Consider the following 16,087-nt stretch of genomic DNA (forward strand, 5'->3'; position numbering starts at 1 on the left):
TATTGTGTAGAATTGATAAGGAAGATATTAGAATATGTTAAGGAGGATAATGAATGAGTGAAGAAAATAAACAACGTGTATTAATTATTGAAGACGAAAAGAACTTAGCTCGATTCGTTGACTTAGAATTAAAACACGAAGGCTATGAAACTGAGATTAGATATGATGGTCGTAGTGGACTAGATGCAGCATTAAATGAGGATTGGGATGTCATCCTATTAGATTTAATGTTACCAGAATTAAACGGTCTAGAAGTTTGCCGTCGTATTCGTCCGGTTAAAGATACACCAATCATTATTATGACAGCAAGAGATTCGGTTATAGACCGTGTTTCTGGATTAGATCAAGGGGCAGATGATTATATTGTTAAGCCATTTGCAATTGAAGAATTATTAGCACGTCTACGTGCATTATTCCGTCGTTTAGATCATGAAGATGAGCAACGTGCACAACAACAACCAACGGTTAAATATCGTGATTTAACGGTAGAGAAGGCCAATCGTATTGTTAAACGTGGTGAAGAAGTCATTGATTTAACTAAACGTGAATATGAATTATTATTATACTTAATGGAAAACATTAACATGGTAATGTCTCGTGACGTACTTTTAGACAAAGTATGGGGTTATAAATCCGAAGTTGAGACAAATGTTGTTGACGTATATATTCGTTATTTACGTAATAAAATTGACGTTCCTGGGCAAGATAGTTATATTCAAACTGTTCGTGGAACGGGATATGTCATGAGAAACTAAGATGGAAGCTTTTAAAGAGAAAATAAAACAGCCCCTTTCCCTTAAGTGGAAATGGGGAATTTTATTATTTACATTTTTTGCGCCAGTTATCATTATTAGTTTAACTTGGTATCATCAAGATGTGAATGATAATTTAAGCAAGCAGGTTTATGACACTTATCAGAATAAATATGAAAAAATCGATGAATATTTCCAACAGTTTGATTTTCCGTTTTTAGTATATAACCAAGCTGAAACGACCGCTCGCCCTTTATCGGATGAACAATTTCAAGCACAAAGGAATGCCGTAAGTAACTTAGAGTATTTTGAAGATGACAATACGACGATTCGATTGTTTAGTGAATCAAATCAACTGATTTATGAAACAATGACATTGAACTTACCATCGATTAATCATTCAGATCAGTTGCAAGAAGTGCAACATAACGACGAAACATTTTTAATGGGTTATAATACCGTGGTTTCTGATTCAACAGGTAAAAAAATTGGTTCTTTCCAATTAATTGTGAAACCAGAATATTATACAAATGTTATTCAACACCAAAATCAATTATTTTGGCGAGTGTTATTATTAATCGTCGTTATTATTGGAGTATTGTCATTTGTTTTAAGTCATCGTTTCCTAAGACCTCTAACTTATCTTAATAACTCATTGGATTTGGTAGAAGAAGAAAACTTATCTGATATTCGAGTTAGAAAACCAGTCTCAGAGGATGAGTGGAGCGATTTAAGTTTACACGTGAATAAGTTACTAGACAAAATTGATAAATATGTCACAAACCAAAAACAATTCGTCGAGGATGTTTCACACGAATTAAGAACACCTGTTGCGATTGTTGAAGGTCACTTGAAATTATTAAATCGTTGGGGTAAAGATGATCCCGAAGTTCTTGAAGAATCCATCGCCTCTTCCTTACAAGAAATAACAAGAATGAAAGGCTTAGTGCAAGAAATGTTAGATCTTTCTCGAGCGGAAAATGTGGATATCGACTATAAAGATGAGATAACAGAAGTCTATTCGACGACCGAGCAAGTATTCAATAACATTAAAATTATCCACGAAGATTTTGATTTCTATCTTGATTCCGATGATGATGGTGAAAGCTTATATATTCAAGCATTTCGAAATCATATTGAACAAGTTCTCATTATTTTACTGGATAATGCAGTTAAATATAGCCGTGACCGTAAAGAAATCCACGTATCTATCAGTAAGAGCTTTACTAAAGTTGAGATTGCGATACAAGATTTTGGTGAGGGTATGACTGATGAAGATAAAGAAAAAGTATTTGGTCGATTTTATCGAATTGATAAAGCAAGATCACGTGATAAAGGTGGGAATGGTTTAGGCCTAAGTATTGCGAAACAATTAGTTGAAGGGTATAAAGGGGCGATTCGAGTGGAGAGTGTAATTAATCACGGTTCGATTTTTTATATTGAATTTCCAATCTTGAATGACACTCGACAAATATATAAGAGTAAGCAAATCGCCGAACGCAAAAAACTATAATGTTTATTCCATAATAAAAAAACGGATATGCGTCTGTTGTAACTACCTAAATTAAGGAAGTGCAACAGATTCGCGTATCCGTTTTTTATGTATAAATTTATGTTTTAAAATTGATTAACGTCTTTGTTTACCTTCGTTACGGCGTTTTTTATTGGAAGTATTGACATTGTTCTTCGTCGGCACTAAGCGTTTTGAATCACCTTTGTTCGTATTTTTAGCTTTAGTTGCTTTTTTACGAGGTGTACGTTTAACATGTGCGTATTTCTCAGCTTCAGCTTCCATATCTTTTTCAATTCTTGGTCTTACCACTTTATTCATATAAAGTTGTTGGAAGATTGCGAACACACCACCGGTTAAGAAGTAAATTCCTAATCCAGCTGCGGAAGCATAAGTAATCCAACCAATCATTAGCGGATTCATTAACATCATTGTACGCGATGTTTGTTGCGCTTGAGGGTTATCAGATTGAGGCGTATTTTTCTGCATCATCCAGCCTTGTAGTGCATAAAGTAGAACAACACCAATTACAAGTGGAATACTTTGCTCACCTAAGTTAATACCTAAGAAGTTACTTCTTAAGATTTCTGGAGACGAACGAATCGCAGTATATACAGCAGAAATAATAGGCATTTGGATTAGTAGTGGTAGACATCCTGCTAAACCACCAAACATATTAATGTCATATTTCTTATACACTTGCATAAGTTCTTGTTGTAACGCTGCTTTTTCATTTTGATCGCTTGTTTCTTCCATTTCAGCATTGATTTCATCAATCTCAGGCTGAGCGATCTTCATTTTTGATTGACTAATCATTGAATTTTTAGTCATATTTACTGATGATGGCATCATAAGTAATCGTGTGATGATTGTAATAATTATGATTGCTACCCCGTAGCTACCGCCGAAAATCCCAGCAATCCAGTCCATTAGAGTGGATGCAGGTCGACCAATATACTCGTAAACCCATCCAGAAGGGTTACCAGCACTATCGTAAGAGACACAGCCGGACATAACTAGTATAACAACAGCTAGTAGTCCAATAATTTTTAACCATTTTTGCTTCTTTTTCATCTAAGTTATCACTCCATTAAAATTCATACTCTTATATAATATAGAAAAGAGATGAAGAATTCAATCAGATTCTCACTATATTTAATTAACAAAAGTTAATATACTACAGAAAAATCATCATAAACTTTATCGAGTTGCAAATCGTGGATCTCGACATCTTTAATTTTCATAAATTGATGTTGAGGTTGTTTGATTCGCTCAACCATCTTATTCAAAGTATCATCATCTGTTTGAGCGATAATTTTGACATCACCGTCAGACAAATTTCTTACTGTTCCTTTAATATTAAGATCTTTTGCAATTTGGCTTACATAATTTCTAAAGCCAACACCTTGTACGCGTCCTGATACGATTAATTCAGTTGTTTTCATGTAATCGCTCCCTTTCTTTTGCTTACATTGTAACACAGAATTTCTAATAAAGAATTCGATATATCCACCATTCAATGCTATAATTAGTGTTGCGTAAAGTTTAGCGAATAGAAGAACGAGGAGGATGGTCCATGACGAAAAAGAAGAAAGCTCAAACAAAAAAGTCAGAGCAAATAAGTGATCATTCAAAACATTATATATATTTAATTATAGGCTTGATTGTCGCTTTTATATCGATAATAGCCTTATTTAATTGGGGATTTTTTGGTTCACTTGTCTTAAATACATTTCGACTGTTTGTCGGTGAAGCTTATGATTTATTATTAGTTGGAATTGCTTTTATTGGATTAGCAATGTTTGTGAAGCGTTCCATTGTTAATATCCCCGCATTAAAATTAATGGGTTCATTGTTTATATTAATAGCGATGACGACATTACTTCATTTTAATCAATTTTATCCTTTAGAACCTTTACCTGATTCCATTTTTGCGATTACTTTTGATATTTTCAAAAATGAATTTGTAACTGGTCAAAACCAAGTCAGTCTTGGTGGTGGGATGCTCGGTGCAGTTTTTTATGCGAGTTTTGGTTATTTATTTGGACAATGGGGAACATATTTATTAGTAGGTATTGTGTTCTTTATTGGGTTTTTTATGACTACAGGTGTGACTTTTGAAGCATTTATTAACGCGATTAAACACTTTTTCATTTTAATATATAGAGGATTTAAACGAGTTGGAAACACAATTAGTGAAGTTCGTTCTTCATATAAAGAATCTTTCGTAGAAGAAGAGGAAATTACTGAAGACATCGAACCTGTGGTTGAAGAAGCTATTTATGAACAAAATGATTCATTTAATGAATATGAGGATTACTCAAGGGAAGAAGTGTCTTATGTAAGTAAGCAAAGACCTCAGAGAAGAGCTTTATTTGATAAAATAAAGAACAAATTTAATGTCAACGATGCTGAGGAAACGACCGAACAGTGGCAACCCCGTTATCAGCCTTCCATTAAAGTAGATAAAGAACCTAGTTGGGAAGTATATGATGATACGGATGCACTAGCGTCAACAGCAGCTAGTGAACGTGCAAGACTAGAACGAGATAAAGATTTAGTCTTAGATTTAGATTATTTTGACCAAATTTCTAATCATACAAAAGAAGATGAGTCAGAATCAGTTGTTGATATGCCACAGCAACCTAATTATGATTACAATAATCCATCTGATTGGGATGCGCCAACGACTTATGAAGAAGAATCTTATAACAACGTAGAAATTGATGCAGATGATGATATATTGGCTCATGAGATTGCTGATATCTTACCTGAAGAACCGACAAACCAAGAAACGGTTCAACACTCTAATGCCGCTCATTGGCAACAACAATCTGATAATATCCAAAACACAACTGATAATGATTTAGATTCTGTTCTTGAACAAAGCAGTAAAGCCAATCCAACTCAGAAAAAAGAATCGAAAAAAAGTAAGCATAAAGGGTATAAATTACCATCAAAAAACTTATTAACGAAAATTCCGCCGGTGGATCAATCTGAAGAATACAAACGGATTAATGAAAACATCGATAAACTTGAAAGAACATTTAAAAGTTTTGGTGTAGATGCTAAAGTTGTTAAAGCAAATTTAGGACCATCGGTTACGAAATATGAAATTGAACCAGCTATTGGTGTGAAAGTAAGTAAAATTGTTTCATTATCTGATGATATTGCATTATCACTCGCAGCCAGAGATATTCGTATGGAAGCTCCCATTCCAGGCAAATCATTAATTGGGATAGAAGTACCAAATACTCAAGTGAGCCCAGTTTCTTTTTGGGAAATTGTAGATGCGGCCTTAAAATCACCAAATCTTTTAGAAGTGCCTTTAGGACGAGATATATCAGGATCAGTGTGTACAGCCGATTTGACTAAAATGCCTCACTTACTAATTGCTGGTGCAACGGGGAGTGGTAAATCAGTGGGAATGAATGTTATTATTGCTTCTTTATTAATGAAGGCAAAACCTAATGAAGTGAAATTCTTAATGATTGACCCTAAAAAAGTTGAGTTGACTATGTATAATGAATTACCTCATCTTTTATCTCCGGTAGTTACTAACCCGAGAAAAGCGGCTCAAGCATTAAACAATGTAGTCCAAGAGATGGAACATCGTTATGAATTATTTGCAGCATCTGGTGTAAGAAACGTAGATAGCTATAATGACTATATTGAAGAGCAAAACAAAAATGAAGGAACTGGCTATGAAAGACTGCCAAAAATTGTGGTCTTTATTGACGAGTTAGCAGACTTAATGCTAGTAGCTAGTAATGAAGTAGAGAATGCGATTATTCGCTTAGCTCAAATGGCACGTGCTGCTGGTATTCATATGATTATCGCAACTCAAAGACCATCCGTAGACGTTATCACTGGGATTATAAAAGCTAATGTGCCATCAAGATTAGCCTTTGCGGTTTCAAGTGGGACCGATTCGAGAACAATCTTAGATTCAAACGGTGCTGAGAAGTTACTTGGTAGAGGAGATATGCTATTCCAACCAATGGGTATGAATAAACCATTACGTGTTCAAGGTGGATATATTTCTGATGCTGAAGTAGAGCGTATTACAGACTTTATCAAAGATCAAAGAGAGCCTGATTATGATGAAGCGATTGTTGTGACAGATGAAAGTCTTGAAAAAGCTAATGCATCTGATGACGAATACTTTGAAGATGCGGTTGCACTTATTAAAGAACAAGAAACAATCAGTATCTCTCAATTACAAAGAAGATTTAGAATTGGTTATAATCGAGCAGCAAGATTAATCGATGATATGGAAGCTTTAGGTTTAGTAAGTGAACCTGATGGAAGTAAACCAAGACAAGTCTTAATAGATTAAAATTAAAATGCCTAGTAGATCAATGTTTACTACTAGGTATTTTTTTATTTTGAGCAAATTTTTTATGGAAATGTTATTAAATCAATCATTGTAAAAGAATAAAAACATTTGAAAAATTAATAGAAACATAACCGCTTACATTGTCTTTTTGACAAGCTTACGGTATAATCTTAAATGAACAAAAAAAGGAGGAAGATTGAATGAAAAAATTACTTAAATTATCTGCCGTAGCATTAATGGCTGCAGGAGTTGCATTACCAACGATGGCGGCAGCGCAAGAAGAGTTTTCTGCTATTATGATTACGGATATTGGTGGGGTGGATGACAAATCATTTAACCAATCAGCATGGGAAGGATTAACTGCATGGGGTGAAGAGCACGGTAAAGAACGTGGAGTGAGTGGATATGACTACTTACAATCAAACAGTGACTCAGACTTTGTTACAAACATTAACACGGCTTTATCATCAAACTTTGATATAATTTTCGGTATTGGATTTAAATTAGAGCCAGCGATTAATGATATGGCTCAACAATATCCTGACCGTCACTTCGCCATTGTAGATGCTGTGGTTGATCAACCAAATGTTGCTTCATTAAACTTTAAAGACCATGAAGCAGCATTCTTAGCTGGAGTTGCCGCAGCATTAACAACTGAAACTGATCACCTAGGCTTCGTTGGTGGAGTTGAAGGGGTTGTTATTGACCGCTTTGAAGCAGGATTCGTTGCAGGGGCACAAGCAATTAACCCAGATATCGAAATTTCTGTAGAATACGCAGGTAGCTTCGGTGATGCTTCACGAGGTAAACAAATTGCCGCAGCAATGTACGCGAACGATGCAGATATTATCTTCCATGCATCTGGAGATACAGGGAATGGAGTATTCTCAGAGGCAAAAGACTTAGTAACGAATGATCCTTCACGTAATCTGTGGGTAATCGGGGTTGACCGTGACCAAGCAGAAGAAGGTATTGTAACCGTTGATGGTGAGGAACGTCACTTAACATTAACTTCGACATTAAAACAAGTTGGAGACGCAGTGAAACAATTCGCTGAGCAAACTGAAGCGGATGGTTTTACAGCTGGTAATACAGTGTATGGTTTAGCTGATGGTGGGGTTGAATTAACTGAAGGTCAATTAACAGACGAAGTTAAAGAAACAATCGAAGAATACCGTCAACAAATTGTTAATGGAGAAATTGAAGTTCCAGAGACGCCAGAATAAAAAACACGAACAATGACCTTTAAATAAATGAGATAATACGTCAAACTATTGAGAGGTCATTTTTTATAACCTATAATACCTTTAGACATTAACTAAGGGAGGAAATACATTGAACAAATTACTTAAATTATCAACAATTGCTTTACTTGCCGGAGGATTAGCTTCTCCAATTTTTGCTAACGCACAAGAAGATTTTAGTGCAATCATGGTTACTGACCAAGGTGGGGTAGATGATAAATCATTTAACCAATCTGCATGGGAAGGGCTACAACTATGGGGAGAAGAGAACGGTCTAGAGAAAGGTACTTCTGGATTTGATTATTTAGAATCAGCAACTGACTCAGACTACATTACTAACTTAAACACGGCGGTTCAAAGTGGTTTTGATTTAATTTACGGAGTAGGGTTCAAATTAGAAGCAGCGATTAATGATGTTGCTCAACAATATCCAGATCAACAGTTCGCGATTATTGACTCTGTAGTGGATCAACCAAATGTTGCTTCTATTAATTTCCAAGACAATGAAGCAGCTTTTCTAGCTGGTGTTGCTGCAGCTTCAACAACTGAAACAAATAAAATTGGATTTATTGGTGGAGTTGAAGGGATTGTCCTTGACCGTTTCGAGGCTGGCTTTGTAGCTGGTGCTGAAGCAGTTAATCCTGACATCGAAGTTACAGTTGAATATGTTGGAAGTTTTGCTGATGCACCGCGTGGTCGTCAATTAGCAGCAGCAATGTATGCAGCTGATACTGATATTATTTTCCAAGCTGCTGGAGATTCAGGTAATGGAGTCTTCTCAGAAGCAAAAGATTTAGTGTCTGCTGATCCAGAACGTAATATTTGGGTTATCGGAGCTGATATGGATCAAGACGCTGAAGGGATTATTGAAATTGATGGAGAAGAACGCGGATTAACTTTAACTTCTACGTTAAAACAAATCGGTGATTCTATCCAATTATTTACAAATGAAACAAAAGCAGGTAACTTCGAAGCTGGAACACAAGTCTTTGGGTTAGCTGATGGTGGAGTTGACTTAGCTGAAGGAAATCTTTCAGAAGAAGTTTTAACTACTGTAAATGATTACCGTCAACAAATTATTGATGGTGAAATTGAAGTCCCAGAAACTCCTGAAAACTAATAGTTTTTTAAGTAAAGGGCGCCTCGCGGAGGTGCCCTTTTTTTATGAGGGTTTACCATTATAGAACATGGAAAATTAAAAAACACTGTGAAATTACTAATTTGGATAAGTACAAACACTAATTATTTTACAAAAATTGCAATTATAGAATACTTTAATATGATTTTTACTATGCTTTTTTAGTATACTTGTCTATAATTATATATGATAACCGATTGCAAAATTATAAGTATAGAATGTGAGGAGCAATTATGACAGATACAAATGTACCTGTAATTGAGATGCGTGACATTTCCAAAAAATTTGGTGAGTTCTACGCGAACAAAAATATCAATTTACAGTTGAAAAAAGGTGAAATTCATGCCTTATTAGGGGAGAACGGAGCAGGAAAATCAACATTAATGAATATTCTCTCTGGTTTATTAGAACCTACATCAGGTGATATTTACATGGGAGGAGAAGTTGTTCAAATTGATTCTCCAACCAAAGCCAACCAACTCGGAATCGGGATGGTTCACCAACATTTTATGTTGATTGATGCTTTTACGGTCGTTGAAAACATTATATTGGGTGAAGAACCTGTCTCAGGTCTAACAATTGATAAAGGAACAGCTCAGAAAAAAATCGAAGAAATTTCTCAACAATATGGTTTGAGTGTCGATCCTTCAGCTCGTATTTCATCTATTAGTGTAGGGATGCAACAGCGTGTTGAGATTCTTAAAGTGCTTTATCGTGGGGCAGACATTTTGATTTTTGATGAGCCGACTGCGTCACTAACGCCTCAAGAAGTGACAGATTTAATGATAACATTGCGTAAATTAGCAGAAGAAGGTAAGTCAATTATTATCATCACACATAAGTTAGATGAAATTAAACAAGTTGCCGATCGCTGTACTGTTATTCGTCGTGGTCAATCAATTGATACCGTTGATGTAGCAACAACAACATCTAATGAGTTAGCTGATATGATGGTTGGTCGTGCGGTGTCATTTACTACTGAAAAAACACCTGCAAATCCATCGGATACTATTATAGATATCAAATCACTTAATGTATTGGATGAACGCGGTATAAAAGCGGTTGAGGATCTCTCATTTAATGTTCGCAAAGGTGAAATTGTTGGTATTGCGGGGATTGATGGGAATGGTCAATCAGAATTAATTCTTGCAATGACAGGATTAATGCCAGTTGAGTCAGGTCAAATTCTCTTCGAAGGGGAAGATATTACAAGCCTTTCACCGAGAGATGTGAATGAAAGTGGCATTGCACATATTCCAGAAGACCGTCATAAGTATGGTTTAATTCTAGATATGCAATTAGAAAGTAATATGGTATTAAAAAACTATTACGCGAAACCTTATTCAAGTAATGGATTATTACATTTTAGTAAAATTGAACAACAAGCGAGAAAATTAATTGAAACTTATGATGTAAGAACAACTTCTGAGAAAGCTTTTGCTAGATCACTATCTGGAGGTAATCAACAGAAAGCGATTATTGCTAGAGAAATAGATAGTGATCCTAAATTCTTAATTGCAGCAAACCCAACCCGTGGACTCGATGTGGGAGCGATTGAATTTATTCATAAAGAATTAATTAACGAACGTGATAAAGATAAAGGTGTTCTATTAATGAGTTTCGAACTTGATGAGATATTAAATGTAACTGATAGAGTTCTAGTCATGTTTGATGGAAAGATTGTTGCGGACATTCCAACACATGAAACAAATGAACGTGAGTTAGGATTGATGATGGCGGGAACACCATTTTCAGAAATTGAAGCGGCTCGTCAGGAAGGAAGTGTTGTATAGTGAAGTCAAATATTAGACAAATTATGGTCCCATTACTATCAATCGTTATTGGACTTGTCTTTGGTGCAATTATTATGTTGGTTTTTGGTTATAATCCAATTGAAGGTTATAAAGCTTTACTTACAGGAGCATTAGGAAATCCATTTAATATTGGACAAACCATTCGTGCAGCAACTCCCTTAATCTTTACTGGTTTAGGTTTTGCGGTAGCTTATACGGCTGGATTCTTTAATATTGGTTTAGCTGGTCAAGCCTTAGCAGGTTGGTTAGTATCAGTATGGATTGGTATATCATTACCTGATTCACCAGGTTGGCTTGTCTTACCGCTTGCAATACTTGGTGGAACGATTGCTGGTGCTTTATGGGCTGGAATTGCCGGAGTTTTAAAAGCATTCTTTGATACCAGTGAAGTTATCGTAACAATCATGTTAAACTATGTAGCCATTTATATTTCTGATCATATTATTCGTAACGTAATCACTGATCGCGCAGATGCAACGCCTTTCGTTGGGGAGAATGCATCATTACGCTTGCAATGGTTAACTGATTTAACAAACGGGTCAACGATTCATGGTGGTATTTTCTTAGCCTTAATCTTTGCAGTTCTTGTATCAATTTTACTTCAAAGAACAACCGTTGGTTTCGAGTTGAGATCCGTTGGTTTCAATAAGCACGCTGCGAATTACGCAGGTATGAATGCGAAACGTAATATTATTTTAGCAATGTTATTATCTGGAGGATTAGCTGGATTAGGTGGAGTTATGAACGGCTTAGGCGAGTTTAGAAACGTCTTCTTAACTAACGGTGTAGCTCCTGCCATTGGTTTCGATGGCTTAGCAGTTGCTTTATTAGGTGGTTTAAATCCAATTGGAATCATCTTCGCAAGTCTGTTATTTGGCGGATTAAAAACAGGTGGAACGATTATGCCACTTATGGCAGGGGTTCCTTCTGAAATTGTTGATATTGCAACGGCGGCAATTATCTTCTTCGTAGGTGCTAACTATGTTATTACTTATTTTATGGATCGTCGTGAGAAATCTAAATTAAGTAATACAGAAGTGATTGTACAAGGAGGAGATGAGTAATGGTCAATTTATTAGCATTAATTGTATCATCTACATTAGTATACTCAGCCCCGTTAATATTTACGGCGATCGGTGGAGTATTTTCTGAACGAAGTGGTATTGTAAACGTTGGTTTGGAAGGTATTATGGTGATGGGAGCTTTCAGTTCCGTAGTTTTCAACCTATTTTATGCTGAAACATTTGGATCTTGGACTCCTTGGCTTGGTTTATTGGTTGGAGCCCTTGCGGGTGTATTCATTGCTGCGGTCCATGCTTTAGCAACAGTAAATTTAAGAGCAGATCATATTATTTCAGGTACAGTTGTTAACTTAGCTGCTCCAGCTTTAGCTGTGTTCTTAACACGAGTTTTATTTGAACAAAGAGGACAAACAGACATTATTCGCGAATCATTTGGGTATTTTAATTTCCCACTTTTAAGTGATATCTCTGTTATTGGACGTATTTTCTTCCAATCAACTTCTTTACCAGCTTATGTAGGTATTATTGTTGCCTTTATCTGTTGGTTCTTCTTAGCGAGAACTCGCTTTGGATTAAGAATCCGAGCGGTTGGTGAGAATCCTCAAGCAGCAGATACAATGGGTATTAATGTTTACGCAATGAAATACGCTGGTGTACTACTTTCAGGTGTATTCGGTGGAATTGGGGGAGCGGTATTATCTCAATCAATTTCATTAAACTTCTCTGTTTCTACTATTGCAGGACAAGGGTTTATGGCGATGGCGGCAATGATTTTTGGTAAATGGAATCCAGTAGGAGCTATGTTAGCTGCGATATTCTTTGGTTTTGCTCAAAGTTTATCAGTGGTTGGTTCTCAAATACCATTCATTGAATCAATCGATCCAGTATACTTACAAATCGCACCTTACATTATTACAATTATTGTACTTGTGAGCTTTGTAGGTAAAGCATCTGGTCCAGCTGCTAATGGTAAAACTTATATTAAATCTAAATAATACTTATAAAAAGCGGCCTACATTTGTAGTGCCGTTTTTTTGCATTATCAAAAGCAATTCTATGATATATATGTCTTAAATTTATAAGATTAAAACATGACAAAATACTTTACATTAGAGATTACTAACTTTAAATTCTATGCTATAATACAAGAGTATAGATTTAGATACAAAGAGGAGTCTGTTTTATGAGCGAATTGGGAACTAAATTACGCGAAGCGCGTGTAGAAAAAGGTTACACCCTAAATACATTACAACAAATGACAAAAATTCAAAAAAAATATTTACAAGCCATTGAATTGGGTAATTACGATGAAATGCCTGGCAGTTTTTATGTGCGAGCATTTATTAAGCAGTACGCTGATATGGTTGGCTTAGATGGTGATGAGTTATTAATTGAATATGAGGATGAATTGTCTTCAAGTTCTGACAATTCAAACGATTCTGAAGATGTGGAAGGCGATAAAATTCCGAGTCGTGCAGAACGTTATGTTACTAATGAAAATAATTCTTTTGATGCGGTCGTTGCTTATTTACCGGTCATCTTACTAGTAGCCATTGTAATTGGAATAATGATTGCTTTAGTCTTTGCGATTAATAGTATCGGTCAAAATGATCAGCCGGCAGAATCAGTATCAAGTGAGACGTCGACAAGTATTGTGAGTGTTGTTGAACCGGAATCAGTTGAACAAGATGAGCCAGCAACAGAATCAGGAGCTGAATCTGAAAGCACTACTGAAGAGCCAACACTTGGAGAGAACGATATAATGGTTGGAGATCAAGTATTAACATTAACTTCACAACCTGGTGAGACTACGACTTATGAATTGAATGCACCGTTCTCAGAGTATACTTTTGAATTTGAAGGAAATAACTTTGTATGGGTTGGGGTATTTGAAGATGGTGTGATTGTACAAGATACAACTATTGTTGAAGATGAAGTGTTAGAACATACTGTTACTCCAGGTACTCAAGAAGTACGAATTTCCTTTGGATATCCTGAGGGAGCTAATTTATCAGTCAATGGTACGTTAATTGAACCTCAAGGACAATACTTAACAGAGACAATTGTGTTTACGGCAGCGGAAGAGAGTGAAGAAGCTGATACGGAAACTGAAGAGGATACAATAGAGTTAGATATACCAGAAGAAGATGCAGCTACTTCTGAAGAAGACTTTCAAGGACCCGCTGTATTAGCACCAGAAGATGGTACGGAGGGAGTTGAATAATCATGCAAATGAATATTGCTAACAAACTGACCGTAGCAAGAATGTTTTTAATTCCTGTGTTCATCATTTTAATGTATGTACCAAATCAATTTGGCAATATTGATGTATTGGGAGCAAATATTCCAGTCTTTCAATTTATCGCTGGTTTAGTATTTACCATTGCCAGTATTACTGATTATTTAGATGGTTACTTAGCTAGAAAACATAATTTAATTACATCATTTGGAGAGTTTTTTGACCCCATGGCGGACAAACTATTAGTTATTGCTGCTTTAATTATGCTTGTTCAAGCAAATACAGTTCCAGGTTGGGTAGTCGTGATTATTGTAAGTCGCGAACTACTAGTTACTGGATTGCGAGTATTACTTGCAACTCAAAGCGGTAAAGTAATGGCTGCCGCATGGCCAGGAAAAATTAAAACATTTACTCAAATGTTTGCGATAATATTCTACTTATTTGACGATATTGGTTTTGCGTTATTCAATATCCCTATTTCGACCATTTTAATTTACGTTTGTTTAATATTTACGGTATATTCTGGAGCAGAGTATTTTTATAAAGGTCGACATGTCTTTGCTGACACGCAATAAATTTTAAAAACTAATTCGTTTTAAATAAACAACAGCATATTATTTTTAGAACAATTTACTTCATGATAATCTTATCTGGGGTAAATTGTTTTATTTTTAAAATAAATTAATGGAATTGACCATTTTTCTTGTATATATATAGGGGGAGTTTTTTTGAAGGCAGAAATTATAGCTGTAGGTACTGAATTATTAATGGGCTACATTGTGAATACTAATGCGAGTGATATCGCACAAGAATTACTGGATATTGGAATTGGAACGTATTATCAATCTGTTGTTGGAGATAATAGTGATAGAATAAATGAAACTTTAGAGATTGCATCTTCTAGATCTGAATTAATTATTCTTTCGGGAGGCTTAGGTCCAACTGAAGACGATATTACAAAGCATGTTTTGGCTGAATTTTTAGGTGAGGAATTATATCACGACAAGAAGCAACTCGAGAGAGTCGAAACTTATTTCAAAGATCAAAATCGTGAGATGACAAAGAATAATTATAGACAAGCTTTAACGATTAAAGGCGGAGAAACAATTCTTAACGATGTAGGACTAGCAGCTGGGTTAATCTACACGAAAGAAAAAGATAATAAAACGATATATTACGTCGTTTTACCTGGCCCTCCATTTGAGATGAAGCATATGCTAAATGAACATGTCAAACCGTTTATTAGAAGTGTGATGGCTAAGCAAGGTGTTATTACTTCTAAATACATTAATTTATATGGCGTAGGGGAATCTTTCGTTGCAGATAAACTGAGTGATTTAATTGAAACTCAAACAAACCCAACGATAGCTATTTACGCTAAACCTAAATGTGTTACGGTTCGTTTAACATATAATTCTGAAACCTATGAAGAGTCCGAAGATGTTTTAGATGAATTAGCTGAACAAATTCGTCAACGCTTTACGAAGCATTTTATTGGTTACGGGTCTGAGCAAACTTTTGAAAAATTCATTGTCGACGAATTAAGAAAACATAACAAAACATTATCAGCAGCAGAAAGTTTAACGGGTGGTTTAGTCCTAGAAAAGTTAACGAATACACCGGGTGCTGGAGACGTCATTGTTGGTGGATTTGTTACTTATCAAACAGAACAAAAAGTCAAAATGCTTGGGATACCGGAAGAAATTATTAAAGAACATACGGTTGTCAGCGCAGAAGTTGCACAAGAAATGGCTGAGAGAACGTTAAATTTAACTGGTAGTGATTTAGCTATTTCATTAACTGGTGTAGCAGGGCCGAAATCTTTAGAAGGTCATCCCCCAGGAAAGGTCTTTGTTGCTCTAGCAGCAAAAAATCATCCAGTCCAAGTAGCAGAATTAAACATCTCAAATAAACCTAGAAATGTTGTAAGAGAAGTGGCAGAGTTTGAAGTTTTAAACTTCTTGAATTGTAAAATTAAGCTAGAAAAATAAATAAACCATTTGTGGTACACTCAAATCAAATTTCCAAC

The 16,087-nt window shown here is 35.5% G+C and carries 13 protein-coding genes; 11 read left to right on the forward strand and 2 right to left on the reverse strand.

Features of this window, described 5'->3' with window-relative positions:
• Positions 1-53: 53 nt before the first annotated feature.
• Entirely contained in the window at positions 54-755 is a 702-nt protein-coding gene (locus tag ACFO5Y_RS08930; protein ID WP_138403684.1) for a response regulator transcription factor, read from the forward strand.
• A gap of 1 nt (position 756) precedes the next feature.
• Positions 757-2,265: a sensor histidine kinase gene (locus ACFO5Y_RS08935; protein WP_197104030.1), complete on the forward strand. Its 1,509-nt coding sequence runs from the start codon at positions 757-759 to the stop codon at positions 2,263-2,265.
• Positions 2,266-2,379: 114 nt separating this feature from the next.
• On the opposite strand, the gene yidC is transcribed toward ACFO5Y_RS08935, so the two are convergent.
• Together yidC and ACFO5Y_RS08945 are read right to left on the reverse strand one after the other, a co-directional pair.
• Entirely contained in the window at positions 2,380-3,336 is a 957-nt protein-coding gene (gene yidC, locus ACFO5Y_RS08940) for a membrane protein insertase YidC (RefSeq protein ID WP_197104031.1), read from the reverse strand.
• 95 nt (positions 3,337-3,431) lie between these two features.
• Positions 3,432-3,707, reverse strand: coding sequence for an acylphosphatase (locus tag ACFO5Y_RS08945; RefSeq protein ID WP_138403687.1), 276 nt, complete (start codon positions 3,705-3,707; stop codon positions 3,432-3,434).
• A 131-nt stretch (positions 3,708-3,838) separates the two neighbouring features.
• On the opposite strand from ACFO5Y_RS08945, the gene ACFO5Y_RS08950 reads away from it, so the two are divergent.
• From ACFO5Y_RS08950 to ACFO5Y_RS08990, 9 genes are all read left to right on the forward strand, one after another.
• The gene (locus ACFO5Y_RS08950; RefSeq protein ID WP_197104032.1) at positions 3,839-6,601 is read left to right on the forward strand and encodes an FtsK/SpoIIIE family DNA translocase; all 2,763 of its coding nucleotides are present in this window, start codon (positions 3,839-3,841) and stop codon (positions 6,599-6,601) included.
• 200 nt (positions 6,602-6,801) lie between these two features.
• Positions 6,802-7,827 carry a BMP family lipoprotein gene (locus ACFO5Y_RS08955; protein WP_197104033.1) on the forward strand — a complete coding sequence of 342 codons (1,026 nt, stop codon included), beginning with the start codon at positions 6,802-6,804 and terminating at the stop codon, positions 7,825-7,827.
• A gap of 109 nt (positions 7,828-7,936) precedes the next feature.
• Positions 7,937-8,965, forward strand: coding sequence for a BMP family lipoprotein (locus tag ACFO5Y_RS08960; protein ID WP_231606841.1), 1,029 nt, complete (start codon positions 7,937-7,939; stop codon positions 8,963-8,965).
• 251 nt (positions 8,966-9,216) lie between these two features.
• Complete coding sequence (locus ACFO5Y_RS08965; protein ID WP_197104034.1) at positions 9,217-10,776, forward strand: ABC transporter ATP-binding protein; 1,560 nt, start codon at positions 9,217-9,219, stop codon at positions 10,774-10,776.
• A gap of 23 nt (positions 10,777-10,799) precedes the next feature.
• Positions 10,800-11,861: an ABC transporter permease gene (locus ACFO5Y_RS08970; protein WP_138403739.1), complete on the forward strand. Its 1,062-nt coding sequence runs from the start codon at positions 10,800-10,802 to the stop codon at positions 11,859-11,861.
• The gene (locus ACFO5Y_RS08975; protein WP_197104035.1) at positions 11,861-12,814 is read left to right on the forward strand and encodes an ABC transporter permease; all 954 of its coding nucleotides are present in this window, start codon (positions 11,861-11,863) and stop codon (positions 12,812-12,814) included. Before ACFO5Y_RS08970 ends, ACFO5Y_RS08975 begins: the two co-directional genes overlap by 1 nt.
• Positions 12,815-13,002: 188 nt before the next feature.
• Positions 13,003-14,043, forward strand: a complete 1,041-nt coding sequence (locus ACFO5Y_RS08980; RefSeq protein WP_197104036.1) for a helix-turn-helix domain-containing protein — start codon at positions 13,003-13,005, stop codon at positions 14,041-14,043.
• Between the two features lie 8 nt (positions 14,044-14,051).
• On the forward strand, positions 14,052-14,633 hold the full coding sequence (gene pgsA, locus ACFO5Y_RS08985; RefSeq protein ID WP_197104043.1) for a CDP-diacylglycerol--glycerol-3-phosphate 3-phosphatidyltransferase: 582 nt from the start codon (positions 14,052-14,054) through the stop codon (positions 14,631-14,633).
• Between the two features lie 153 nt (positions 14,634-14,786).
• Entirely contained in the window at positions 14,787-16,049 is a 1,263-nt protein-coding gene (locus ACFO5Y_RS08990; protein WP_197104037.1) for a competence/damage-inducible protein A, read from the forward strand.
• Positions 16,050-16,087: the final 38 nt, after the last annotated feature.

Source organism: Ruoffia tabacinasalis (assembly GCF_042652985.1).
Lineage (GTDB): Bacteria > Bacillota > Bacilli > Lactobacillales > Aerococcaceae > Ruoffia > Ruoffia tabacinasalis.